The 25,698-nt window shown below is 68.5% G+C and carries 16 protein-coding genes and 1 tRNA gene; 9 read left to right on the top strand and 8 right to left on the bottom strand.

The features are described from left to right. Positions 1-6 precede the first annotated feature (6 nt). From ACXJKM_RS18770 to ACXJKM_RS18750, 5 genes are read left to right on the top strand one after another with little or no spacing between them, the layout of a single operon-like run. The gene (locus tag ACXJKM_RS18770) at positions 7-717 is read left to right on the top strand and encodes an SURF1 family protein (RefSeq protein ID WP_056199392.1); all 711 of its coding nucleotides are present in this window, start codon (positions 7-9) and stop codon (positions 715-717) included. A 16-nt stretch (positions 718-733) separates the two neighbouring features. Then, a complete protein-coding gene (locus tag ACXJKM_RS18765; RefSeq protein WP_327082885.1) occupies positions 734-1,366 on the top strand; it encodes an SCO family protein in 633 nt (210 codons plus the stop codon). Next, on the top strand, positions 1,363-2,448 hold the full coding sequence (locus tag ACXJKM_RS18760) for a COX15/CtaA family protein (RefSeq protein ID WP_056199387.1): 1,086 nt from the start codon (positions 1,363-1,365) through the stop codon (positions 2,446-2,448). The genes ACXJKM_RS18765 and ACXJKM_RS18760 overlap by 4 nt, the downstream gene beginning before the upstream one ends. Positions 2,449-2,450: 2 nt before the next feature. After that, positions 2,451-3,356: a heme o synthase gene (gene cyoE, locus ACXJKM_RS18755; protein WP_056199384.1), complete on the top strand. Its 906-nt coding sequence runs from the start codon at positions 2,451-2,453 to the stop codon at positions 3,354-3,356. Further along, positions 3,353-3,955, top strand: coding sequence for an SCO family protein (locus ACXJKM_RS18750; protein ID WP_056199381.1), 603 nt, complete (start codon positions 3,353-3,355; stop codon positions 3,953-3,955). Before cyoE ends, ACXJKM_RS18750 begins: the two co-directional genes overlap by 4 nt. Positions 3,956-3,998: 43 nt before the next feature. Here the strand turns inward: ACXJKM_RS18750 and rpoH are convergent, their stop codons facing one another. From rpoH to ACXJKM_RS18730, 4 genes are all read right to left on the bottom strand, one after another. Then, positions 3,999-4,916, bottom strand: a complete 918-nt coding sequence (gene rpoH, locus ACXJKM_RS18745; RefSeq protein ID WP_394326329.1) for an RNA polymerase sigma factor RpoH — start codon at positions 4,914-4,916, stop codon at positions 3,999-4,001. Positions 4,917-5,064: 148 nt separating this feature from the next. Further along, the gene (locus ACXJKM_RS18740) at positions 5,065-5,565 is read right to left on the bottom strand and encodes a chemotaxis protein CheW (protein WP_056199375.1); all 501 of its coding nucleotides are present in this window, start codon (positions 5,563-5,565) and stop codon (positions 5,065-5,067) included. A gap of 31 nt (positions 5,566-5,596) precedes the next feature. Further along, positions 5,597-8,773, bottom strand: a complete 3,177-nt coding sequence (locus ACXJKM_RS18735) for an ATP-binding protein (protein WP_457354294.1) — start codon at positions 8,771-8,773, stop codon at positions 5,597-5,599. 5 nt (positions 8,774-8,778) lie between these two features. Further along, entirely contained in the window at positions 8,779-11,346 is a 2,568-nt protein-coding gene (locus ACXJKM_RS18730; protein ID WP_056199369.1) for an ABC transporter permease, read from the bottom strand. Between the two features lie 55 nt (positions 11,347-11,401). Here ACXJKM_RS18730 and ACXJKM_RS18725 point away from each other — a divergent pair. Next, positions 11,402-11,475: transfer RNA gene (locus ACXJKM_RS18725), tRNA-Gly, on the top strand. A 187-nt stretch (positions 11,476-11,662) separates the two neighbouring features. Here the strand turns inward: ACXJKM_RS18725 and ACXJKM_RS18720 are convergent. From ACXJKM_RS18720 to ACXJKM_RS18710, 3 genes are all read right to left on the bottom strand, one after another. Then, positions 11,663-12,601 carry a diguanylate cyclase gene (locus tag ACXJKM_RS18720; protein ID WP_327082884.1) on the bottom strand — a complete coding sequence of 313 codons (939 nt, stop codon included), beginning with the start codon at positions 12,599-12,601 and terminating at the stop codon, positions 11,663-11,665. Next, the gene (locus tag ACXJKM_RS18715; RefSeq protein WP_457354291.1) at positions 12,598-15,210 is read right to left on the bottom strand and encodes a response regulator; all 2,613 of its coding nucleotides are present in this window, start codon (positions 15,208-15,210) and stop codon (positions 12,598-12,600) included. Before ACXJKM_RS18715 ends, ACXJKM_RS18720 begins: the two co-directional genes overlap by 4 nt. Before the next feature lie 121 nt (positions 15,211-15,331). Then, on the bottom strand, positions 15,332-17,008 hold the full coding sequence (locus ACXJKM_RS18710) for a bifunctional metallophosphatase/5'-nucleotidase (protein ID WP_457354289.1): 1,677 nt from the start codon (positions 17,006-17,008) through the stop codon (positions 15,332-15,334). A gap of 413 nt (positions 17,009-17,421) precedes the next feature. Between ACXJKM_RS18710 and ACXJKM_RS18705 the strand changes: the two genes are divergently transcribed. Continuing rightward, on the top strand, positions 17,422-19,977 hold the full coding sequence (locus ACXJKM_RS18705) for a TonB-dependent receptor (protein WP_457354287.1): 2,556 nt from the start codon (positions 17,422-17,424) through the stop codon (positions 19,975-19,977). A 102-nt stretch (positions 19,978-20,079) separates the two neighbouring features. Here the strand turns inward: ACXJKM_RS18705 and ACXJKM_RS18700 are convergent, their stop codons facing one another. Next, positions 20,080-21,564, bottom strand: a complete 1,485-nt coding sequence (locus ACXJKM_RS18700) for an NAD-dependent succinate-semialdehyde dehydrogenase (RefSeq protein WP_457354285.1) — start codon at positions 21,562-21,564, stop codon at positions 20,080-20,082. A gap of 103 nt (positions 21,565-21,667) precedes the next feature. Between ACXJKM_RS18700 and alaS the strand changes: the two genes are divergently transcribed. Then, positions 21,668-24,292: an alanine--tRNA ligase gene (gene alaS / locus ACXJKM_RS18695; protein ID WP_457354283.1), complete on the top strand. Its 2,625-nt coding sequence runs from the start codon at positions 21,668-21,670 to the stop codon at positions 24,290-24,292. 250 nt (positions 24,293-24,542) lie between these two features. Continuing rightward, complete coding sequence (locus tag ACXJKM_RS18690; protein ID WP_457354281.1) at positions 24,543-25,679, top strand: serine hydrolase domain-containing protein; 1,137 nt, start codon at positions 24,543-24,545, stop codon at positions 25,677-25,679. Positions 25,680-25,698 lie beyond the last annotated feature (19 nt).

The raw sequence follows: 25,698 nt of genomic DNA, 5'->3' as shown, positions 1-25,698 counted from the left end.
TTTTGCATGACCGCCAGGCGTTGGCTGGTGCTGCTGGCGGCCCTGCTGGGCGCCGCGCTGACGGCGCGGCTGGGCGTCTGGCAGCTTGACCGTGCCGCGCAGAAGATCGCGTTGCAAGCAGCCATCGAGGCCGAAGCCGACAAGCCGGCGCTCACCGAGGCCGAGTTGGGCGGCGAAGGCCAACTGCACCGCCGTGTGGCCCTGCGTGGCACCTGGATGGCCGAACGCACGATCTGGCTGGACAACCGGCCCATGGACGGCCGCACGGGCTTCTTCGTCGTCACGCCGCTGCGCCTGGCGGGCCGCGACGACGTCGTCCTGGTACAGCGCGGCTGGGCGCCGCGCAATCAACTCGACCGCCAGCAGCTGCCCCCCTTGCTCACGCCGCCCGGCGAGGTTGCCGTCGAAGGGCGGCTGGCGACGTCGCCCTCCCGGCTTTACGAGCTGGGCGAAGGGTCGGCCGGCACGATCCGGCAAAATCTCGACCCTGCGGCCTTCGCCGTCGAGTCCGGCCTGAAGCTCTTGCCGCTGACCGTCGTGCAGACCGCCACCGATTCGCCCGACGACACGTTGCTGCGCCATTGGCCAGCGCCCGACCTCGGCCTGCAAAAACACTATGGCTATGCCTTTCAATGGTTTGCGCTCTGCGCGCTGATCGTCGGTCTCTATGTCTGGTTCCAACTCATCCGTCCCCGGCTCCGCCGTCAGCAGTCCTGAACCGCTGAGCTTCGCGGTGCACAGCCTGCCCGATCCCGGCACGACGGGGCAGCAGCGCGTCGGCCGCTGGAAGATGCTGCTGGTGCTGGCCATGTGCGCGGCGCCGGTCGTCGCCTCCTACTTCACCTTCTACGTCGTCAGGCCCAGCGGCTCGGCCTATGGCGAACTGATCGCGCCTGCCGTCGACATGCCTGCCGACCTGCCGCTCACCGACCTGCAGGGCAGGGCGGTCGCGCCGGCTTCCTTGCGGGGTCAATGGCTGCTGGCCGTCGTGCACGGTTCCGACTGCCCGGCCGCCTGCGAACAGCAGCTCTTCGTGCAGCGCCAACTGCGCGAGATGCTGGGCAAGGAGCGGGCGCGCGTGGACAAGCTCTGGCTCATTCCCGATACCGGCACGCCGCGCCCCGAAGTGATGGCTGCCGTCAGTCAGAAGGGCGCCGAAGTGACCGTGCTGCGCGTGCCCAGGGACCGGTTGGATGCCTGGCTCAAACCCGCCTCGGGCAAGGCGCTGGCCGACCATTTCTACATCGTCGACCCCATGGGCAACTGGATGGAGCGCGCCCCTGCCGAGCCCGAGCCCAAGAAGCTCAAAGCCGATCTCGACAGGCTGCTGCGCGCCAGCGCCAGCTGGGATACGGCAGGCCGATGAACGACCTGCTGGTCCCTCTTGGCCAGGTCGCCGCCATCGGCGGCGCGGTCGCCATCGGCCCACTGCTCTGGTGGCGCCAGCGCTCGCGAAGCGCGACGCCGGCAGGGCGGCTGCGCGCGCTGACCCTGCTGACGCTGTTCCTGACCTTCGACCTCATCGTCTTCGGCGCCTTCACGCGCCTGACCGATTCGGGCCTGGGCTGCCCGGACTGGCCGGGTTGCTACAGCGCTGCAAGCCCGGCCGGCGCCCACGACCACATCGAGGCCGCCCAGACCGCGATGCCCACCGGCCCGGTCACGCACGGCAAAGCCTGGATCGAGATGGTTCACCGCTATCTGGCCAGCGGCGTGGGCCTGCTCATCCTCGTCATGGCTGCGCTGAGTTGGCGGCTGAAGCGGCGGGGCGCAGAGACCGCACCATCGCCCTGGCTGCCGACGCTGACGCTGGCCTGGGTCTGCGTGCAGGGGGCCTTCGGCGCGCTGACGGTCACGATGAAGCTCTTCCCGGCCATCGTCACGCTGCACCTGCTGCTCGGCATCGGCCTCTTGATGCTGCTCGCCTGGCAGCACGAGGCCTACGAGCCGCGGCCGATCATCGCGCCGTCGGCGTTGCGCCGTGCGGTCGCCGTCGTCCTTGTGCTTGCACTTGTCCAGGTCGCCCTTGGCGGCTGGGTCAGCACGAATTACGCCGTGCTGGCCTGCGACGAATTCCCCACCTGCCACGGCGGCCAGTGGTGGCCGCAACTGGACTTCGCGCAGGGCTTTCAGCTCTGGCGCGCACTGGGCCAGCGCGCCGACGGCGGCTGGCTCGGGTTCGAGGCGCTGGCCGCCATCCACACGGCCCATCGCATCGGCGCGGGCGTCGTCTTTGCGGCCATCCTGGCACTGGCCTGGCGGCTGCGTCGGCATGCGGCGAACTGGTCCAACTGGCTGCTCGCCGCGGCTGGCTGGCAGCTCGCCTCCGGCCTGTCCAATGTCGCGCTCGACTGGCCTATCGTGGCTGCCCTCGCCCACACCGCTGGCGCCGCTCTGCTGCTAGCCCTGCTCACCATCTTGCTCGCGCGCCTGAGGGCGCAAACTTGACCATGGCCTCCACGTCCACCGCCAGCGCCTTCGTGCACAGCCCGCGCTGGCAGCAGTTCTACCAGCTGACCAAGCCGCGCGTCGTCCAGCTCATCGTCTTCTGCGCAGCCATCGGCATGGCCCTGGCCGTGCCCGGCCTGCCCTCGCCGGAACAGGCCCTCACCATGCTTGCCGCCGTCGCTGGCATCTGGCTGGTCGCCGGCGCTGCGGCCGCCTTCAACTGCCTCATCGAGGACGGCATCGACGCGCGCATGAAGCGCACCGCCTGGCGCGCCACGGCCAAGGGTGAGCTCAGCCGTACGCAGACGCTCACCTTCTCGGCCCTGCTGTGCGCAGCCGGCATGGCGCTGCTGGGTTTCTACGTCAACGTGTTGACGATGTGGCTGACCTTCGCCACCTTCATCGGCTATGCCGTCATCTACACCGTCATCCTGAAGCCGATGACGCCGCAGAACATCGTCATCGGCGGCGCCTCGGGCGCCATGCCGCCGGTGCTGGGCTGGGCCGCGCTGCGTGGCGACCTCGGCCCCGAGCCCTGGCTGCTGTGCTTGATCATCTTCCTGTGGACGCCGCCGCACTTCTGGGCGCTGGCGCTGTACCGCGCTGAAGATTACGCGCGCGCCGGCCTACCCATGCTGCCCGTCACGCATGGCAACGACTACACGCGGCTGCAGATCCTGCTCTACACCTGGGTGCTGTTTGCGGCCACGCTGCTGCCCTTCCTGACCGGCATGAGCGGCTGGTTCTACCTCGCCAGCGCCGTCGCACTCGGCCTGGGCTTCTGCGGCTATGCCTTCCGGCTGTGGCGCTCGTATTCGGAGATGCTGGCGCGGCGGACCTTCTGGTTCTCCATCTGGCATTTGTCGCTGCTCTTTGCGGCGCTGTTGATCGACCACTACATCGCATGAACACCCGTCGTTTCGCGCTGACCGCGCTGGCCGCACTGTCGTTGGCCGCCTGCCAGAAGGCGAGCCCCGACAAGCCTGCCTTCAAGGGCATCGACCTGACCGGCGCCGAGTACGCCCGCACGCTGAACCTGACCGACCAGGACGGCCGCGCCCGCTCGCTGGCTGACTTCAAGGGCAAGGTGCTGGTGGTCTTCTTCGGCTACACCCAATGCCCCGACGTCTGCCCGACGACGATGGCCGAGGTGGCCGAAGTCAAGCGCAGCCTGGGCGCGGACGGCGACAAGGTGCAGGGCATCTTCGTCACCGTCGACCCGGAGCGCGATACGGCGCAGCTGCTCAAGGCCTATCTGGCCAGCTTCGATCCCAGCTTTGTCGGCCTGCGCGGCAGCGAGGAGCAGACGAAGGCCGCGGCCAAGGAGTTCAAGGTCTTCTACGCCAAGGCGCCGGGCAAGACACCCGAGACCTACACGATGGACCACACGGCGGCGAGCTTCATCTTCGACACCGAAGGCCGCGTGCGCGTTTACGCGCGCTACGGCTCGGGCGCCCAGCCGCTGGCGGACGACATCAAGCTGCTGCTGGCCGAAGCCAAAAAGTAGAAAAGGCCCCGAGGGGCCTTTTACTTGGAGCCAAGGAGGTCAATCAGGCCGCTTCGGTCAGCGCCTTCTTCATCTTCTTCATCGCCGCCACCTCGATCTGGCGGATGCGCTCGGCCGACACGCCGTATTCGGCAGCCAGCTCGTGCAGCGTCATGCCGCCCGACGAATCGTCGTTCACCTTCAGCCAGCGCTCCTCGACGATGCGGCGGCTGCGCGCGTCCAGCACGTCCAGGGCGCGGTGGATGCCGTCGCCGGCCAGTTCGTCGCGCGAACGCGCCTCGATGACGCGGGTCGGCTCATGGCTGTCGTCGGCCAGGTAGGCGATGGGCGCGAAGCTCTCGCCATCGTCGTCGGTCTGCGGCTCCAGCGCCACGTCGCCGCCCGACATGCGGGTCTCCATCTCCAGCACTTCCTCGCGCTTGACGTTCAGCGTGCTGGCGACATGGGCCAGTTCGGCCTCGGTGAGCGTGTTGCGATGCGTCTGGCCGTCGGCCTGGTCGGCCTTCATCTGGTGCTTCATCGAGCGCAGATTGAAGAACAGCTTGCGTTGGGCCTTGGTCGTCGCGACCTTGACCATGCGCCAGTTCTTCAGGATGTACTCGTGGATCTCGGCCTTGATCCAGTGCATGGCATAGCTCACCAGGCGCACACCCTGGTCCGGGTCGAAGCGCTTGACGGCCTTCATCAGGCCGACATTGCCTTCCTGGATCAGGTCGCCCTGGGGCAGGCCGTAGCCCATGTACTGGCGGGAGATGGCCACCACCAGGCGCAGATGCGACAGCACCATGCGGCCGGCGGCTTCCAGGTCGCCCTTGTCGCGCAGGCTGCGCGCGGCGGACCCTTCTTCCTCGGCCGTCAGCAGCGGCAGGCGGTTGACGGCGGAGATGTATGCGTCCAGATTGCCCAGCGAAGGCACCATGGCCCAGGGGTCGCGGACGGCAATGGCAGAAGAGGCGGACATCGTCATGAATCCTTGCTAAACCGCGGCGCGGAATGCCGCGGTGAGCAGGATATTAGCACTCTGGTTTGGCGAGTGCTAAGTCAGTTCGTGACGGTGCTGGAATGCAATGTTTCCAACGGTGAAACAGTCAGCGATCGCTAACTTTCCTTCAGTCGACCAGGCCGAAATCCGGGCTTTTGATCATGGCCTCGATATCCAGCAGGATCAGCATGCGCTCGCCGAGCTTGCCCAGGCCGGTGATGAAGCGGGCGTCCAGGGCGGCGGCCACTTCCGGGCGCGGCTTGATCTCGTCGGCGCTCAGTTCCAGCACGTCGGACACCGAATCCACGACGACACCGACGACGCGGCCGGCCACATTGAGCACGATGACGACGGTGAAAGCGTTGTATTCACCGGCCTGGCCCAGGCGGATGCGCAGGTCCACGATGGGCACGATGACGCCGCGCAGGTTGACGACGCCCTTGACGAAGGCCGGTGCATTGGCAACGCGGGTGGGCGGCTCGTAAGAGCGGATTTCCTGCACGCGCAGGATGTTGAGGCCGTATTCCTCTGCGCCGATGCGAAAGGTCAGGAACTGGCGACCATCGGTGCGTGCCAGGGCCTGCACGGCCTGGGCACCGGTGCTGGGAACGAGATCGGTGGAACTCATCGGGCGCTGACGCGTGTTGGGGACTGGGCCCTCATTCTGCCCCCGCTACGACGGAGCCCGGCGCCAACAATTCATCGACCAGGGCGAGCAATTCACGCACGTCCAGCGGCTTGGTCAGATAGTGCTGGGCGCCCGCCACCTCGGCGGCGGCGATCTGCTCGGGCTGGGCATTGGCCGACACGACGACGACGGGGGGAAGCGGCTGGCCCAGCTCGCGCATGCGGCTCAGCAGCGTCAGACCGTCGCCGTCGGGCAGCTGCCAGTCGAGCAGCAGCAGGGCCGGCGGGCGCTCGCGCAAGGCGCGCAGGCCGGCTTCAACGGTCGGCGCCACTTCCAGCTCGATGCCGGGCCGCTGCTCCAGGATGCCGCGCATGACTTCGGCGTTGAGCGGGTTGTCCTCCACGTAGAGCACGCTCCGCTGGGGGCTGGGGCGCGGGCTGGTCGGTTCGTCCGGGGCTGTCTCCTGGGACAGTGCAGCGGCAGCGCCGCTGGCCGGCAGCCTCAGCACGAAGCAGGCGCCGGGGCCGTCCTGCTCTTCGGCGCGCAGGCTGCCGCCCATCATCTCGGCCAGGCGCTGGCTGATGACCAGGCCGATACCCGTGCCCGGCAGGCCGCTGCGCTCGCGGCCCAGGCGGTTGAAAGGTTGGAAGAGGGCGGCGCGCTGCTCTTCGGTAAGGCCCAGCCCGGTGTCGCGCACGGCGATTTCGACCCACCCCAGCTCAGGACGAGCCACCTCGACGCTGACGCTGCCGCCTGGGCGGTTGTACTTGACCGCGTTGCTGAGCAGGTTGGTCAGGATTTGGGTAACCCGCGTGGGGTCGCCGACGAGGCGCACGGCGGCCGGGTCGATACGCTGGCTGATGGCCAGGCCGCGCTCTGCGGCTTGACCTTGCACCAGCGCCAAGGCCCGGGCCAGCAGCGGCGGCAGCTCCAGCAGCACAGGCTCCAGGCGCAGCGAGCCTGCCTCGATGCGCGACAGGTCCAGCGTGTCGTTGATCATTTCCAGCAGATGCCAGCCGGCCTGGGCGATCTGCTGGGCGCGTGCGCGCTGGCCCGGTGCCAGCGGTTCACCGGCGTCCATCTGCATCAGCTGCGTGAAGCCGAGGATGGCGTTCATCGGTGTGCGCAGCTCATGGCTCATGCGCGACAGGAACTCGCTCTTGGCCTGGTTGGCCGCCTCGGCGGCCTCGCGGGCGCGGTCCAGCTCCTCGATGCGCAATTGGTCGGTGATGTCCTCGATGATGCCCACCAGCCGGTGTGGCCGGCCGTCCGCGCCGCGCAGCAGGCTGACCAGCACGCGCGCATGGGCGGTGCTGCCGTCGGGACGGATATAGCGCTTCAAGCGGCGGTAGAACGGGATCTCACCGCGCATCAGCCGGCGTGCCAGGCGGATGTCCTCACGGCGGTCATCGGCATGGGTCACGTCGATGGAGCGCTTGTTCGCGAGCGCCTCGGCCGTGTAGCCGACCAGATGGCAGAAATGGGCATTGACCTCCTGGAAGCCGCCGTTGAGGTCGGTGAAGGCGATGCCGATGGGCGCAGTCTCGAAGATGCTGTGAAAGCGTTGCTCGCTCTGGCTCAGCGCGCGCTCGCCCTGGGCGCGGTTGGCAACCTCGCGCTCCAGCGCGGCGGTGCGTTCCTGCACCAGCGCCTCGACATGCTGGGTGCGGCCCGACATCAGCAGCAGCAGCGCGCCCACCATGGCCGTGGCCAGCAGGCCGACGAGGGCGAAGGCCCAGCTGCGCCCCGGCGCCTGCACCAAGCCGGGCAGGTCATAGATGCGAATCTCCCATGACCGGCCGCCGAACTCCAGCGGCATCTTGACCAGGGGCAGGTCGGCACCCCCACGTTGCACGGCCTCGCAGCCCAGGCGCCCGCCCAGTCGCGGATAGAGCGCGCCGCGCTCCAGGTCGACGAGACAGGCGCCGAGATGCTCGGGCCAGTTGGCCGCCAGGCGCGACAGCAGCAGGTCGGGCCTCAGCGTGGCGAAGACGACGCCGTCCAAGGCCTGCTCGCTGGGCGCCGCCTGGCCCCGGTAGAGGGGCTGGTAGACCAYAACGCCGACCGCGGCCTCCTTGTCCTGCGACAGCTGGAAGCCCGCCGACGCCACCGGTTTCCCCAGCGAAGCGGCGCGCTCGATGGCCGCGCGCGCGCCGGGGATGGTGCGCACGTTCACGCCCAGCGCGCCGGCATTGCGCGACAGCGGTTCGATGAGGCGGATGGCCAGCATGTCCTCGTCCGCCGGTGGGCGCAGGTCGCCGGCACGCAGGCGGTCGCGCGCCTGGTAGCCGCCGGGAAAGGCATCGGCCGCGGCAGCCGCGTTGAAGCGGTCGACGTCGGCGCGCGCAACACGCAGCGTCAGGCCCAGCGCGATCAACGGGCTCTCCTCGGTCAGGAAGCCGCTCGTCGCTTGGGCGAACTCCGCGCGCGTCGGCCTTGGTTTGACCTTGACGAGGCCGTGCACGCCCTCCAGTGCCAGCAGCGGCTCGCGCAGCCGGCCGGCCAGGTCCTGGGCGGCGCTGGTCGCGTCGCGCGTGAAGTCGGCGCGGTTGCGCTGGCGGTCCCATTCCATCGTGACGGCCACGCCCAGGCCCACGAGCAGCGTGGTCAGCAGCATCGGCAGGCCGACGCTGAAGCGCCGCGTTGCCCAGGCCGAACGCGGCTGGCCGATCAGGGCCAGGGTGATCGGCGTGGCGATGAGCACGCCCATCAGGTCGCCGGTCCACCAGATCGTCCAGACCAGGCCCATCTGCGCGGTGGCGATGACGCCGAAGGCCTTCAGCACCAAGCTCGCGCAAGTTGGGCTGACGACGCCCGCCAGCGCCGCCGCGAACAGATAGCCGGCGATCTCGCGCGGCGAGGCCAGCACCAGCGGCCGGCCGCACCAGCGCCGCATCAGCAGCGTGCCGGCCACTGCCTGGGCGGCGGCACCCAGGCCGATGCCCAGGGCCAGCGGCAGCACGCCGCTCAGTTCGTTCATCGTCGTGGCCTGCACGATGAAGGACCCCAGGGCCACGGCCGGCGTGTAGCGCAGGCCCCAGACAAGCAGCACGGCCAGGCCCCAGCCGGCGGCGGGGTAGATGGGCGCGACCTGGTAGGGCGGCAGCACCATCAGCAGGCCCAGCCGCGCCAGCACGTAATAGACGGCGACGATGGCCGCCGACAGCGCCAGGTAGCGGCCCACGTCGCGGGCGCTCAGCGGCCGCATGGCCTTCATTCGGCCTGGGCCTCCCTCAGCGTCTGCACGACGGGCCGCTGCAGCACGCCGCGCAGGCTCCACCAGCCGGCGCTCCAGGCCAGCAGCGCGCCGCAGGCCGCGCCAACCAGCGGCACCCAGGGCTTGATGTGCCAGTCGAACTCGAAGACGAAGCGCGCCAGCAGGGCCGCCAGCACCAGCGCCACGGCGCCGGCCAGGAAGCCGGCCAGGGCGCCGACACCCAGCAGCTCGGCGCGCTGCACCTGGGCCAGCAGCGACGACGGCGCGCCCAGCGCCCGCATCAGCGCGAACTCACGCGTGCGCGCCTCGCGCGTGCTGCCCACGGCCGCCAGCAGCACGACCAGGCCGGTCGCCAGCGTGAAGCTGAACAGGAACTGCACCGCCTGGATGACCTGATCCAGCACGCCCTGCACCTGATTGAGCTGGGCCGACACGTCGATGACCGTGAGATTGGGGAACTGGCGCGCCAGCTCGCGGTCCAGCTTGGTGGCCGGCGGGCTGCGGTAGGCGGCGATCTGCGTGGACGGCAGGTCGGGCAGTTCTGCCTTCTCGAACAGCACGAAGAAGTTGACGCGCATGGACGACCAATCGACCTTGCGCAGATTGGTGATGCGCCCCTGCACGGGCTGGCCGGCGATGTCGAAGGCCAGCGTGTCGCCGAGCTTCAGGCCGAGCGTCTGGGCCAGGCCTTCTTCGACGCTCAGGCCGGTCTCGTCGGGCTTGGCATCACCCCAGCGGCCGCTGGTGATCTGGTTGTGGGCCGGCTTGTCGGCCGTGTGGCTGAGGTTGAACTCGCGCTCGGCCAGGCGCTGGGCGCGTTCCTCGGCAAAGCGCTTGGCCTGCACCGGCTCGCCGTTGATCGCCGTCAGGCGGCCGCGGATCATCGGGTACCAGTCGTAGTCCTTCACGCCGGCGTCGGTCAGCGTCTTGCGAAAGGCTGTTGCCTGGTCGGGCTGGATGTTGATGACGAAGCGGTCCGGTGCGGCCGCCGGCGTCGCGCGGCGCCAGCTGTCGATCAGGTCGGTGCGCAGCAGCACCAGCAGCGCCAGCGCCAGCAGGCCAACGGCCAACGAGGACACCTGCATGACTGCAAAGCCCGGCCGTGCCGCGACCTGGCGCGTGGCCAGCAGCAGCCAGCGCGGCACGCCCGCACCGCTGACATTGACCGGCACCAGCCGGCGCAGCAGCCACACCGCCGCCCAGGCCAGCAGCGCGAACAGCAGCACCGCGGCGGCAAAGCCTGCGGCGGCGATGGCGCCGAGCTTCACGTCGCCTGCCAGCACGACGAGGATGGCCGCGAGGCCCGCCACACCCGCGCCGAGCACCAGCAGTGAGCCGGCCTTGGGCGCGCCGAGGTCGCGGCGGATGACGCGCAGCGGCGGCACGGCGGCGAGCTGCAGCACCGGCGGCAGGCCGAAGCCCAGCAGCAGCGACAAGCCCAGGCCCAGGCCCAGCAGCGCCGGCCAGATGCTGGGCGGTGGCAGGTCGACGTCGATCAGCCCGGCCAGTAGCGACACGAAAACCTGGTGCAGGGCCAGGCCGCCCAGCACGCCGACCGCGCTGGCGCTCAGGCCTGCGAGCAGGAACTCCAGCCCGTACGCCCAGGCGATGCGGCGCTGCGGCTGGCCGAGCACGCGCAGCATGGCGCAGTCGTCCAGATGGCGGGCTGCAAAGTCGCGTGCCGCCAGCGCCACGGCCACGGCTGCGAGCAGGGCTGACAGCATGGCCACCAGGCGCAGGAAGCGGGCCGCGCGGTCCAGCGTCTGGCGCATCTCGGGGCGGCCGGACTCCAACGACTCCAGGCGCACGCCGCGCAGCTTGTCCTTCTCGACGAGTTGCTCGGCGCCGGCCACGAAGCGGCCGACGGCACCCGGTGCTGCGCCCGGGCCGGGCACGACCGCCATGCGGTAGGTGAGGCGGCTGGCGGGCTGCACGAGACGGGTGGCGGCGAGGTCGGCCTCGGCCAGCATGACGCGCGGCGCGAAGCTCATGAACCCAGCGCCGCGGTCGGGCTCGGTCTCGATCAGCGCGGCGAGCTTCAGCTTCGCGTCGCCGAGCAGCAGCGAGTCACCGAGCTTCAGCCCCAGGCCATCGGCTACGGCCGGATCGACCCAGACCTCGCCGGCGGCTGGCGCACCGCTGCGGCCGGGCAGGGCCTCACGCAGCTTGATGCTGCCGCGCAGCGGATAACCCGCACCAACGGCCTTCACGGCCACCAGCCGGCTCTCGCCGCCATGGGCTTCGTCGCTGCGCGCCATGCTGGGGAAGGTGGCCGTGCGCACGGTGGTCAGGTTCTGGGCGGCGGCCAGGTCGACGAGGGCAGGGGCCGTGGGCTGGTCACTGGCAACGACTGCATCGCCGCCCAGCAGCTTGGCTGCGTCGCGGCGCAGGCCCTGGTCGAGGCGGTCGGACAGGAAGGCCACAGCGCACAGCGCCGCGACGGCCAGGGCCACGGCCAGCATCAGCAAGCGCAACTCGCCGGCCCGCCAGTCCCGCAGCAACTGGCGCCAGGCGATCAGCAAAGTGGCAGGCGGACGCTGGGCGGGCGAGGCGGAGGACGTCATGCGCGCGACTGTAGCCGTGGGAATCGCATTCAGCCCTGTAAACTCGCGGCCCATTGCGGGTGTAGTTCAATGGTAGAACTTCAGCTTCCCAAGCTGACTACGTGGGTTCGATTCCCATCACCCGCTCCAAATGCCAACGGCCCCACTCGGGGCCGTTGGCATTTGGGGTGGGGGCTTGGGATGAGAACCCACGGTTCGCTCAAGGACAGCCGGTGGCTGTCCTTGGACGGCGCCGTGCGCCGGGCCGAGTACCAGCGAGGCCGATGGATCGGTCCGACCGATCCATCGCATTCCGAGCATTCCCTTCCCGCCGCCGTCAGCCCTCTACCCAGCTGACGCGCCCACGCCCCGCAGCCTTGGCCAAATACAGCGCCTTGTCCGCCGCCTCGACGAGCCCCTGGGCCTGCGACCCCGCTGACACCCCCAGGCTGATCGTCACGCAGCCCTCCACCCCCGGATGCGGCAGCGACAACGCCCTCACCGTGTCCTCCATCAGCTGCGCCACCCCGATCGCCCCTGCCAGATCGGTGTCCGGGAGCAGGCAGACGAACTCCTCTCCGCCGTAGCGCGCCAGCAGATCGGTAGGCCGCCTCAAGCAAGCCCGCAGCGCCCCCGCCACGCGCCGCAGGCAGTCGTCCCCCGCCAGATGCCCCAGCGCATCGTTGTAGCGCTTGAAGTGGTCGACATCGGCGAGCACGATGGCCAGTGGCGAGCGCGAGCGCTGCGCACGCCGGGCTTCGGCGATGAAGCGCTCGTCGAAATGCCGGCGGTTGTGCACGCCGGTCAGCCCGTCGATGAAGGCGAGCTCGCGCAAAAGGTCCGACTGGGCTTTCAAGGTCAGCTGGGTCCGCACCCGCGCCCGCACGACGGTGGGATTGAAGGGCTTGGTGATGAAGTCGGCCGCGCCGGCGTCCAGCGCGCGGGTCTCGTCCTCGGGCTGGTCCTGCGCGGTCACGAAGATGACGGCGATGCTGCGCAGCAGCGGGTCGGCCTTCAATTCGGCGCAGAGCTGGTGGCCGTCCATGCCGGGCATCTGCACGTCCAGCAGCACGAGGTCGGGCTGGCGGTCGCGGCACAGCTGCAGGGCGCGGCTGCCGTCGGTGGCCATCAGCACCTGGCAATCGCTCGCGAAGACGCGGTGCAGGGCCTGGATGTTGACCGGCTGGTCGTCGACGATGAGCAGGCGCGGGCGGCGGCCGGCCGGCGCGTGGCCGGGCGTCAGCGGTGCGCGGTCAGGCAGGGAGAGCTGCATCATGTCGGGGCCTCCAGCGTCGTGCGCAGGCGGCGGCACAGCGTCAGCGCGGTGCCGAAGTCGAGGGCTTCCATGGCCGAATCGAGGGCAGTCACCGTGCCTTCATCGCCCTTCTGCCGCAGCCGCTCGCGCAGGCCCTGGTGGAAGTCGAGCGCAGCGAGGTCGGCGCCGTCGAGCAGTTCGGCGAGGGCATCCACGTGCTGGGCGAGGCTGCCGGGCGCTGCGGGCCGCTGCTGTTCGGCGAGATCGTCATGCAGGGCCTGGCGGGCGTGCAGGTCGGCGGCGAGCCGGTCCAGCGCGGCAAGATCGGCCTGGCGGCGCTCGAGAAAACGGCGGCGCCAGTCTTCGTCGGGCGCGCCGGCATGTTCACCTTCGGCGGCCAGGGCCGCCAGTTCCCCCGCGCCGAGCATGGCGGCCAGCCCGCGGTAGCCATGCAGGCCGCGCGTGGCGGTACGGCCACCCTCGGCCAGGGCCCGGGCGAGCTTGCGGTCCTGTTCGTGCAGGGCGGCCAGCGTGCGTTCGAACAGCTCAATGCGGCCGGACATGCGCGCGAGCGCCTCGGCCAGTGCGATGCCGGCACGGCCCGCGTCGGCCAGCAGGGTGGGGGGCAGCTCGGCGGCCACGGTCCTGGGCGCCGTGGGCGCAGCGCCGCAGCGCCGGCTGATCACGGCGACCAGCACGTCGGGGTCGAAGGGCTTGCCGATGTGCTCGTCCATGCCGGCTTCCAGGCAGGCCTGGCGTTCCGCGTCCAACGCGCCCGCCGTCATCGCAATGATGGGCAGGGTCAGGCCCAGCTGGCGGCGGATCAGCCGCGTGGCCGTCGTGCCGTCCATGACGGGCATCTGCACGTCCATCAGCACGGCGTCAAAGCCGCGCCGGCCGCGGGTCTGGGCGAGCAGGGTCAGGGCCTGCTGGCCGTCGCCGGCCAGGCTGACCTGGGCACCTTCGAGTTCAAGCAGTTCGCGCGTGACCTGCTGGTTGCCGGGGTTGTCCTCGACGACGAGGAGATGCAGGCCGGCCAGGCGCTGCGGTGCCGGTTCGGGCGGCTCGCCGTCACTGCAGCGTGCCTGGATGGCCGCGCTGACGGCCTGGCTCAGCAGGGTCGCGGTGATGGGCTTGACGAGGAAGCCGTCGAGCAGGGCCTGCTCGGCCGCGCTGCGCTGGGCCAGGCGTTCGCGGTCGTAGCTGGTGACCATCAGGATCAGCGGCTCGGGGCCGAGGCGCTGGCGCAGGTGCACGGCGGTCTGCCAGCCATCCATGCCGGGCATGACCCAGTCGAGCAGCACGACCTCCGGCGTGCCGCTGGTGATCAGCTCCAGCGCCTCGGCACCGCTGGCCGCCAGGCGTGCCGTCCAGCCCAGGGATTGGGCCAGTGTGCCGATGACCCGGCGTGCCTCGGCATGGTCGTCGATGACGAGGGCCTGTAGGGCCTGGCGCGGCGCCGGCGCGCACTCCTCGGCGGGCAAGGGGAAGCTCAGCGTGAAGCTGAAGCGGCTGCCCTTGCCGGGCGTGCTTTCGATGTGGATGTCGCCGCCCATCAGGCGCACCAGGCGGCGGCTGATGGCCAGGCCCAGSCCRGTGCCGCCGAAGCGCCGGGCCGTTGACGCCTCGGCCTGGGCAAAGCCCGAGAAGATGCGCTGCTGCTGCTCGGGCGCGATGCCGATGCCGGTGTCGCGCACCGAGAAGGCGAGCACGACGCTGCTGGCGTTCTGCGACACGAGCGAGATGCCGAGCACGACCTCGCCGGCCTGCGTGAACTTGATGGCGTTGCCGGCCAGGTTGATGAGCACCTGCTGCAGGCGCAGTGCATCGGCGACCACGACCGGCGGCAGGGCGGGGTCGAGGTCGAACAGCAGCTCGAGCTCGCGCTTGTCGACGTTGGCGGCCAGGATGACGGAGAGGTCGCGCAGCAGCTCGTCCAGGCGTGTCGGGTGCGGGTCCAGGCCGAGGTGGCCGGCTTCGATCTTGGAGAAGTCGAGGATGTCGTTGAGCAGGCCGAGCAAGCCACGCGCGGCGCCTTCGCTCTTGACGGCGTAGTCACGCTGGCGAGCGTCCAGCGGCGTCTTCTGCAGCAGGCGCAGCATGCCCAGCACGGCATTCATCGGCGTGCGGATCTCGTGGCTCATATTGGCCAGGAAGCGCGTCTTGGCTTGCGACGCGCGCTCGGCGGCGAGGCGGGCCTGGGCCTGGGGCGTCAGGTCGAGGACCGTCAGCACGAGGCCACCATCGGGAAGGGGCGCCGTGCGGGCCTCGATGAGGCGCTCGCCGGTGCGGTAGGTCTCGAGGCGGTTGGCGCGCTGGTCGCGGCCCAGGGCCAGGGCCGCGTCGACCGCGGCGCGGGCCTGTTCGCCTTCGCCATAGTCGCCGCGCGCGGCGAAGAAGAGGATCAGGTCGTCGAAGCGCAGCGGCGGTTCTTCGAAAAGGGAGGCCGGCACGTTGAGCAGGCGCTCGAACTCGGCGTTGTGCACGAGGAGACGGCGTTCGGCGTCGAAAACGGCCAAGCCGCAGGGCAGGTGGGCAATGACCTCGCGGATCAACGGGCTGGGCGCGCCGGGCGTGGGGCTCGCGGCTGCAGGACCGGCCTGAGGCTGGGCGTCACCGCCGGCTTGCATGTCCCACGCCATCACGCCCCCGAGCCGCTGCTGCCCAGCCAGCATTGCCGGGCGCTTCGAGTCTAGGGCGGCCTCGTCAGGGCGCCGGGCCGGGGTCGCTACAAGAAGTTACAGGTTTGCCCTAGTCGCGCACGATGCGGCCCGGCGCCGCCTGGGAAAGCGCCTGTGGGTTGTCGCGCAGCAGCTCGACGAGGGCGTCGATGTCGGTGCCGAGCACGGCGCGGTCGCGGCCATGCTTGAAACCCGCCTGGGCGTCGCCGCCTTCGGAGAGGAAGTTGTTGATGACGACGCGGTAGTTGCGAGCCGGATCCACCGGTTCGCCGTTGATGCGCGGGTCGACGAGTTGGGCGACGCCATCGGCCGCGGCGCGCCAGTGGTAGTGCAGCGTCGACGAGGGCTGCAGCATGCGCGGGGCGGCGTCGCCCTTGGGCAGCTGGCGCTGCAGAATGTCCAGCAGCTGCTGGCCGGTCAGCGTCACCGCGACGATGTCGTTGCCGAAGGGCTGGATGGCGAGCAGGTCACTCATCGTCGTGGGCTTGCCGGGCTTCACGGTCAGGTCGGCGCGGATGCCGCCGGGGTTCATGAAAGCCACGTCGGCCGGGCCCTGCTTGCGCGCGAAGGCGAGCTGGCTGTCCGCGATGAGGTTACCCAGCGCGGAGTCGCCATGGGGCTCCTTGGCATTGCGCGAGGCGCCTTGCGTCAAGGTGGTGACCGGCTTGTTGCGGGCTGCTTCGGTCAGCGCGGCGGCCTGGGCGACCAGGGCGGCCAGTGCCGGGTTGGGCGCGTAGGCCGACTGCAGCACCGGGTGGTTGACGGCCTGGGCATCGAGCACGCGGCCGGCAGCGTCGAACTTGAGATGGCTTTCGGTGATCCAGCCGCCATAGCTGCCGGCTTGCACGACGAGGCGGCCATCGATCTTGCAGGTGTAGGCCTGATGGGTGTGGCCGCCGATGATGATGGCGTAGGCGGGGTCCAGGCGCTTGGCGATGTCCTGCACGCGGCCGGTCAACGTCGGGCAGGCGTAGCTCGGATCGTTGGCACTGGCGTCCCTTCCTTGAACGCCACCCTCGTGCATGACGGCCACCAGCACTTGCGCGCCTTCCGCCTTGAGCTGGGGGACGAGGGCATTCAGCGTGTCGGCCTCGTCGGCGAAGCGGATGCCTTTGATCGCCCGGGCGACGATGACATGGGGCGTCTCCAGCGTCGCTACGCCCGCGATGGCGACTTTCAGCGCGCCAGCCTGCTTGATGACATGGCTGGGCAGCAGCGGCTTGCCGGTGTTCGCGTCCAGCACATTGGCGCCGAGATAGGGAAAGCCGGGGCCCTTGTAGCCCGGCCACAGGCAACCGCCTGCGCCGCATTCGCCGCGGGTCTGGCGCAGCAGCTCGGGCAGGCCGGCATCCAGCTCGTGGTTGCCCAGGGCGCTGGCGGCGATGCCGAGCTGGGACATGGCCGTCAGCGTCGGTTCGTCGCGCAGCAGATTGGAGATCAGCGGCGAAGCGCCAATCAGGTCGCCGCCCGCCACAACCAGGGCGTCGGGGTTCCTGGCCTTCAACGCAGACAGGGCCGTGGCCAGATACGCGGCACCGCCGGCAGGCTGGGACTTGAGCGCGCCTGTGGCGTCGGGGAGGCGCGGCAGCAGCGGCGTCGGGTCGGCGGGCTGGATGTTGCCGTGGAAGTCGTTGATGGACAGCAGCGTCAGCTCTGTCGTGGCGGGCTGCTGCTGGGTGGCGCAGCCGGCAAACAGGGCGCCCAGCACGAGGCCGGTGGCGAGACGGAAGGAGTGGGTAAAGGCCATGACGGAGCTGCTTGGAGGAGGCTGGGATCTTGGAGGTCGGTTTGTAGCGCGAGTTTGTCGCGGTTTCGCGACATCACGAGGTTCTGCCGCAAGGTTTACATTTCAGTAAAGATCGCACCATTTCGGTGCTGCCGGTGGCCCGATTCGTGGCTTGGGTCCGTGATTCCCAAGTCAGCGGGCCAAAAAACGGGGAGCAATGTCGCCGGCCGGCGACGCACTGTCCCAGTGCTTCACGCCGGGCGCGAGTGTCTGAATCGGGCCACTTCTGACTTACCCGTAAAGTTCTGTCACAGAAAGTCATGACAATTCCGGGGCGCTTTGCGAAGCGTCTTTCTGCCGCGGTCATCGACGAACGGCACCCTACTGAATCTGTTGAAGCCCGCGCGCTTGGCGCACCCACTAGGAGTCTAGGAATGAAGAGCAGACTATTCTGCAAGACCGCCACCGCCCTGGCAGTTTCCGTGCTGGCCACCGGCACGGTGTACGCGCAGCAAGCGCCGGTGGATCAAGCCAAGGAAGAGGCCGCACCGCGCGCCAAGGACGATGCCGTCCGCCTGGGCACGATCACGGTCATTGGTTCCGGTGCCAAGCTGGCCGGTGGCAATATGATCAATGACGACTCCGTCAAGGGCCGCAGCACGATCACCAAGGCCGCGATGGAAAAGGAAATCGCCACCGGAAACGTGCTGCAGAGCATTGCGCAGCTGCCCGGCGTGAACACCTACAACTACGACGCGACCGGCCTAAACGGCGGCGACGTGAGCATCCGCGGCTTCGGCTCCGATCAGATCGGCTTCACGGTGAACGGCGTGCCGGTCAACGATTCGGGCGGCTATGCTTTCTACGCCCAGGAAATGATCGACAAGGAGAACCTCTGTACCGCTTCGGTGGCCCAGGGCTCTCCCGAGCTGGAATCGCCCCACAGCGGCGCCACCGGCGGCAGCGTGAGCATGATCACCTGCGACCCGAATGACACGAGCCGCCTCCGCTTCTCGCAGACGTTCGGTGGCCTGAACCTGTTCCGCTCCTTCCTGCGTGTCGATACGGGTCGTTTCCTGGACAACAAGGCCAAGGTCTTCCTGAGCTATTCGCATGCCGAAGCCGACAAGTGGAAGGGTGTCGGCAAGCTCAAGAAGGACCATGTCGACGCCGGCTTCACGCTCGACCTGAACGAGGACAACCACATCCTGGGCTCGATCCTGTACAACCGTTTGTACAACCAGAACATCTTCTCGGTCAGCCTGTGCCAAGCTCAGCTCGTTCCGCTCTCCAGCTGCGCCGCCTCCTTTGCCTCTGGCTCTGATGCCAATGGCACGCCCTATGGCTACAACTATGACTACGGCGCGAACTTCAAGGCGCTGAAGACACCGGTGGGCGGCACGGCCCAGACCGACGTCACCCAGTCGCCGGTCTACTACGGCATGGCGCTGAACCCGTTCAAGAACGTGATTGCGTCGGTGTCGGGTTCCTTCAAGGTCGCCCAGGACACTTATTTGAAGGTCCAGCCCTACATGTGGTACGGCTTTGGCAACGGCGGCTGGTCGCAAGTCATCCTTGACGAAACCGGTACCGCTGCCAAGACCGGTAGCTCGGGGACTAGCCTGATTGGCGGCGCCATTGACATCAATGGCGATGGCGACAAGCTGGACAAGGTTGCCGTGGGCCGCGCCAGCGTGACCAAGACCATGCGTCCCGGCATCACCGGCGAACTCAGCACCACGCTGGACAGCCACTACCTGAAGCTGGGCCTGTGGTATGAGCGTGCCCAGCACCGCCAGACCCAGCCGGGCGTCCGCATCAATGCCGACGGCACGCCGGCGGACCCCTGGCTGCAGGACGGCTGCATCAAGCGCACTGACGGCACCTGCTACGAAGGTCGCGACAGCAAGACGATCAGCACCGCCTACCAGATCTACCTGAACGACCAGATCACGCTGTTGAACGACCGCGCCTTCATTTCGCTGGGCCTGCGCCTGCCGCATGTGACGCGTGACGTGACCAACTACGCTAGCGAGACCCCGGTCCCGACCTACACGCTGGTCAATGGCGTCTATACCAAGGGCGCCAACGTCTACCAAGACTTCAACATTACGCGTTCGTTCCGCAAGGCGCTGCCGCAAATCGGTGCCCGCTTCAACCTGGACAGCAAACAGCATGTCTTCCTGAATGCCGCGAAGAACTTCCGCGCACCACCGAACTATGCCTATCAGGTCAGCTCCAGCGGCGTCTATGTAGCATCCGTCAACGGCGGCCCGGTCCAGCCCTTCGTAGAGGTCAAGCCGGAAACGTCGACGATGATCGACGGCGGCTACCGCTTCCAGTCGAAGGACATCTCGTTCACGGCTACGCTGTTCAGCTCAGACTTCAAGAACCGCCAGGTCTCGGCGACGGACCCGAATACCCTGGTCGCCACCTATGTAAATGCCGGCGGCGTGAAGAACCGTGGCCTGGAGATGGAAGTGGGCAGCGGCGTCTTCGGCGGCTTCTCGGCCTATGGCTCGCTGACGCTGCAGAAGAGCAAGATCACGGACGATCTGCAGCTGACCGCTACCGGCTTCCTGCCGATCAAGGACAAGGAGTTCGGCAAGACGCCCAAGAAGATGGCCGCCCTGTCCGTGCAATACGAGCAAGGCCCGGTCTATGTGCGCCTGAAGGGCAAGTACACCGGCTCGCAGTACGTGGACCTGATGAACCAGGAAGCCGCCCCCGCTTACACCACCGGTGACCTGGACGCCGGCTTCAAGTTCGGCAACTTCGGCTCGCAGCTGAAGAACGCCCAACTGCGCCTGAACGTCAGCAACATCGGCAATGCGAAGTACCGCAGCGCGTCTTCGATCCTGACCAACACGCAGGCAACGCCGCTGCGGACGACGAATGGCTCGACCGCATCGCAATCTGCCAGCACCGAGTTCTACTACCTCGGTGCCCCGCGCTTCACCTCGCTGACCTTCAGCGTGGATTTCGAGTAAGTAGCTTGACTGCCGGGTGCACAAGGCCCGGTCAGTCGGTTCGGCAACCGCGAGTGCAGCCAGAAGCTGCCTCGCGGTTTTTTTGTTGCCGGGGCCTGGTTTTCAGCGGTGGATGTCGCCCAGGCAGAGGTACTTCACCTCGACATAGTCCTCGATGCCCTGGCGCCCGCCCTCGCGGCCCAGGCCCGATTGCTTCACACCGCCGAACGGCACCTCGGCGGTCGAGATCAACCCGGTGTTGACGCCCACCATGCCGTAYTCCAGCGCCTCGSCSACGCGGWARATGCGGCCGATGTCGCGGCTGTARAAATAGCTGGCCAGGCCGAACTCGGTGGAGTTGGCCAACCGGATCGCGTCCTCTTCGGTCTGGAACTTGAAGATGGGCGCCACCGGGCCGAAGGTCTCCTCGCGCGAGCACAGCATCTGCGGCGTCGCATCGGCCAGCAGCGTCGGCTCGAAGAAGTTGCCGCCGGCGGTCTCGATGCGCTTGCCGCCCGCCAGCAGTTTGGCACCCAAGGCGATGGCGTCGGCGACATGGGTCTCGACCTTTTCCAGCGCTGCAGCGTCGATCAGCGGCCCGACATTGATGCCGGCATCAAACCCATTACCTGTCTTCAGCGCCGCGACCTTGGCCGCGAATTTCTCCAGGAAGGCGTCGTAGATACCCGCCTGCACATAGATGCGGTTGGCGCAGACGCAGGTCTGGCCGGCGTTGCGGTATTTGCTGGCGATGGCGCCTTCCACGGCGGAGTCGAGGTCGGCGTCGTCAAAGACGATGAAGGGCGCATTGCCGCCCAGCTCCAGGCTGAGCTTCTTGATCGACGGCGCGCACTGCTTCATCAGGATGCGGCCGACCTCCGTGCTGCCGGTGAAGGACAGATGGCGCACGACATCGCTCTCGCACAGCACCTGACCGATCTCGATGGATTGCTGGGAGTCCGCCGTCAGCACGTTCAGCACGCCGGCCGGCATGCCGGCCTGCTGGGCCAGTTCGGCAGCAGCCAGGGCCGTCAGTGGCGTCGCCTCGGCCGGCTTGATGATGACGGTGCAGCCGGCGGCCAGGGCCGGGGCGACCTTGCGCGTGATCATCGCCAACGGGAAGTTCCACGGCGTGATGGCCGCGCAGACGCCGACGGCCTGCTTGATGACCAGGTAGCGCTTGGTCGGGTCGGTTGTCGGGATGGTCTCGCCGTAGACGCGCTTGCCTTCCTCGGCAAACCAGTCGAGGAAGCTGGCGCCGTAGACGACTTCGCCACGCGCCTCCGCCAGCGGCTTGCCCTGCTCGGCCGTCATCAGCCGGGCCAGGTCGTCGGCGTGCTTGACCAGCAGTTGCTGCCAGCGCACCAGCACCGCGGCGCGCTCCTTGGCCGGCTTGGAGCGCCAGGCGTTCAGCGCATTGGCGGCGGCGGCGATGGCTGAATCGGCGTCGGCGCGGCCGAGGTTGGGCACCTGGGCCAGTTCGCGGCCGGTGGCCGGATCGTTGACCGCAAACGTGGCGGAGCCGCCGACCCATTCGCCATTGATCAGGGCCTGCGTGCGCAGCAGACCGGGATTCTCGAGCGCCTCCAGCGGCGAATTCGCGTCCATCAAGGTTCTCCAATCGAATTGAGAGGCACTCTACCCGGGCGATGTAAAGCCCCCTCTCTACAATCGCCCCTCCTTGTCACAGACCTTTTCCAGGAAACCCCGGATGAAAGCCGCCGAGATCCGCCAGACCTTTCTGAAGTTCTTCGAGTCGAAAGGCCACCAGATCGTCGCGTCCAGCCCCGTCGTGCCGGGTGACGACCCGACGCTGCTGTTCACGAACGCCGGCATGAACCAGTTCAAGGACGTGTTCCTGGGCTTTGACAAGCGCGCCTACTCGCGCGCCACCACCAGCCAGAAGTGCATCCGCGCCGGCGGCAAGCACAACGACCTGGACAACGTCGGCTACACGGCGCGCCATCACACCTTCTTCGAGATGCTGGGCAACTTCAGCTTCGGCGACTATTTCAAGAAGGACGCGATCAGCTATGCCTGGGAGCTGCTGACAGTCAACTTCAAGTTGCCGGCCGACAAGCTCTGGGTCACCGTCTACGAGGAAGACGACGAGGCCTACGACATCTGGAACAAGACCGTGGGCGTGCCCGCCGAGCGCATCGTGCGCATCGGCGACAACAAGGGCGCGCGCTACATGTCCGACAACTTCTGGATGATGGGCGACACGGGCCCCTGCGGCCCCTGCACCGAGATCTTCTACGACCACGGCCCCGACGTCGCCGGCGGCCCCCCGGGCTCGGCCGAGCAGGACGGCGACCGCTACATCGAGATCTGGAACAACGTCTTCATGCAGTTCAACCGGACTGAAGACGGCGTGATGCACCCGCTGCCCAAGCCGAGCGTGGACACGGGCATGGGCCTGGAGCGCCTGGCTGCGGTTCTGCAGCATGTGCATTCCAACTACGAGATCGACACCTTCGTGACGCTGCTGGCTGCGGCCAAGAAGGCTGTGGACGCGGCCGGTGGTGGCGACTGTGACGCCACCAGCCCGTCGCTGAAGGTCATCGCCGACCACATCCGCGCCTGCTCGTTCACCATCGTCGACGGTGTCATTCCCGGCAACGCCGGCCGCGGCTATGTGCTGCGCCGCATCGCCCGCCGCGCCATCCGCCACGGCTACAAGCTCGGCGCCCGCACGCCGTTCTTCCACAAGCTGGTCGCGGCGCTGAGCGCCGAGATGGGCGAGGCCTATCCCGAGCTGCGCGCGGCCCAGGCTCGCGTCACCGACGTGCTGAAGCAGGAGGAGGAGCGCTTCTTCCAGACCATCGCCACCGGCATGGAAATCCTCGAAGCAGCCCTCGCCAAGGGCGGCAACGTCGATGGCGACACGGCCTTCAAGCTGCATGACACCTACGGCTTCCCGGTCGACCTGACCGCCGACGTCTGCCGCGAGCGCGGCGTGACGGTGGACGAGACGCGCTTCAACGAACTGCTGGACGAGCAGAAGAACCGCGCCCGCGCCGCCGGCAAGTTCAAGATGGCGCAAGGCCTGGCCTACAGCGGCGCGCCGACCGAGTTCCACGGCTACGAGCACCTCGTCTGCGAGCACAGCAAGGTGACGGCCATCTACGTCGATGGCGCTCAGGTCAACGAGGCGCAGGCCGGTGACGATGCCGTCATCGTGCTCGACCACACGCCCTTCTACGCCGAGAGCGGCGGCCAGGTCGGCGACGCCGGCGAGTTGCGCAACGGCACGACACGCGTCGTCGTCGCGGACACGATCAAGATCCAGGCCGATGTGTTCGGCCACCATGGCCAGGTCGTGGAAGGCTCGGTCAAGGTGGGCGATGTGTTCGTTGCCCGCGTTGACGCCGAGCGCCGCGCCAAGACCGTGCGCAACCACAGCGCCACCCACCTGATGCACAAGGCCCTGCGCGAGGTGCTGGGTGCCCACGTGCAGCAGAAGGGCTCGCTGGTTACGCCTGAGCGCACGCGCTTCGACTTCGCGCACAACGCGCCGATGACGGCCGAGGAGATCCGCGAGGTCGAGTCGCTCGTGAATGCCGAGATCCTGGGCAATGCCGGGGCCAACGCCCAGGTCATGGCGCTGGACGACGCGCAGAAGTCGGGCGCCATGATGCTTTTCGGCGAGAAGTACGGCGAGACGGTGCGGGTGCTGTCCATCGGCTCCTCCAAGGAGCTCTGCGGCGGCACCCACGTGAAGGCCACGGGCGACATCGGCCTGTTCAAGATCGTGGCCGAGTCGGGCGTTGCAGCTGGCATCCGCCGCGTCGAAGCCGTCACCGGCGACAACGCGCTGGCCTATTTGCAGCTGCTGGAAACCACGGTGCAGGGTGCCGCGATGACGCTCAAGACCTCGCCGCACGAGCTGGGTGCCCGTCTGCACGCGGTGCTGGACCAGATCAAGTCGTTGGAGAAGGAACTCACCGCTGCCAAGAGCAAGCTGGCCTCCGCCCAGGGCGATGAGCTGCTGGCCCAGGCCGTGGACGTGGGTGGCATCAAGGTGCTGGCCGCCAAGCTGGAAGGCGCCGACGCCAAGACGCTGCGCGAGACCATGGACAAGCTCAAGGACAAGCTGAAGACGGCGGCCATCGTGCTGGCCGCGGTCGACGGCGACAAGGTCCAGCTGGCAGCCGGCGTGACGGCCGACAGCATTGGCAAGGTCAAGGCCGGCGAGCTGGTCAACTTCGTCGCCCAGCAGGTCGGTGGCAAGGGCGGCGGCAAGCCTGACCTGGCCATGGCCGGCGGCACGCAGCCGGCCGGCGTGGCCGCGGCGCTGCAGAGCGTGGCGGGCTGGGTGGCTGAGCGCGTGTAGTCAACACCTGGCCCCCGCCCTGAACAGGCCCGCTGATCGCGGGCCTTTTTCTTTGGTGGATACGGCCTGGGGCAGCAAGCTGCCGACCATGCCGACGATCGTGCGTTTCGTCGGCAAGTGCTGGCCCGCGAGGAGGGCGCCGACAACACTGCGCCGGCCCTCCAACCCTCCCCATGCCGCATGGCGGGCGGTCCTGCCTCGCCGTGTCGAGCCGCGGGATCGGTGTGTCCAGAACAGAAGAAACCCCGTGATGAACCACAGAATCTGCGCGATCGCCCTGGCCGCATGCGCCGCCTCGTTCACAGTCCTTGCAGCCGATGCGCCGCAGGCGCCCGCGTCTGCGGTCAAGGCGGCGCCCACCCTCGGTCTGCAGGCTCGCCTCGAAACCAGCCTGGGCGGCAAGGTGCCCGCCATGGGCGCCGTGGTGATACGCGGTGGCCAGGTGACGGAGCTTGTGGTGGCCGGCCTGCGCGCCAAGGGCGACGCCGAACCGGTCCGGCCGGGCGATGTCTGGCACCTCGGCTCCAACGGCAAGGCCATGACGGCCACGATGGTCGCGCGGCTGGTGGAACGGGGCGTGTTGTCCTGGGACGCCCCGCTGAGTCAGTTGCTACCCGAGCTGGCCGTGGACATGCAGGCCGCCTATCGTGACGTCACCCTGCGTGACCTGCTCGCACACCAGGCCGGCCTGCAAGCGGACATTGATGAATCCTGGATGGCGGTGTTCTACAAAGACAAGCGCCCTTTGCACGAACAGCGCCTGGCCTTCGCCCGCATCGCGTTGGCGCAGCCTCCCGCCTTTGCGCGCGGTGCCGGCGACGGCTACTCGAACTCGGGTGTGCTGATCGCCGGCCTGGCCGCCGAGCGCGCCGCTGGCTTGCCCTACGAGACCCTGTTGCAACGCGAGCTGTTCGAGCCGCTGGGCCTGCGCAGCGCGGGGTTTGGTGCCACCCACCGCGGCCAGCCCTTGGGGCACAAGGCTGGCGAACCCGTCGAAGGCGTGGAGGCGGACAACCCCGCCGTCATTGCGCCGGCCGGGGGCATCACCATGTCGCTGGAAGACTGGGCCAGGTTCGCGGTCGACCAGATGGCCGGCGAGCACGGACGCGGCAAGCTGCTGAAGGCGCAGACCTACCACCTGTTGCACCAACCGGCGCGTGAAGGCGGCAAGTTTGCGCTTGGTTGGCGGGCGCAGAACAGCATGGCCGGCGTGAACGCCCGCCACCTCGCCCACACCGGCAGCAATCAGGCCTGGTTCGCCCTCATCGTGCTGAAGCCGGACACCGAAGATGCCGTGCTGGTGACCAGCAACGCCAGCGAGGACGTCGAGGCCGACAAAGCCGTCCGCGCGGTGGCAGTTGCCACGCTCAAGGCCATGGCGCCCTAGGCGGGCATCAACAAGGAGC

Source organism: Roseateles sp. P5_D6, from assembly GCF_054049415.1.
This window is presented reverse-complemented; position numbering and strand designations above follow the sequence as displayed.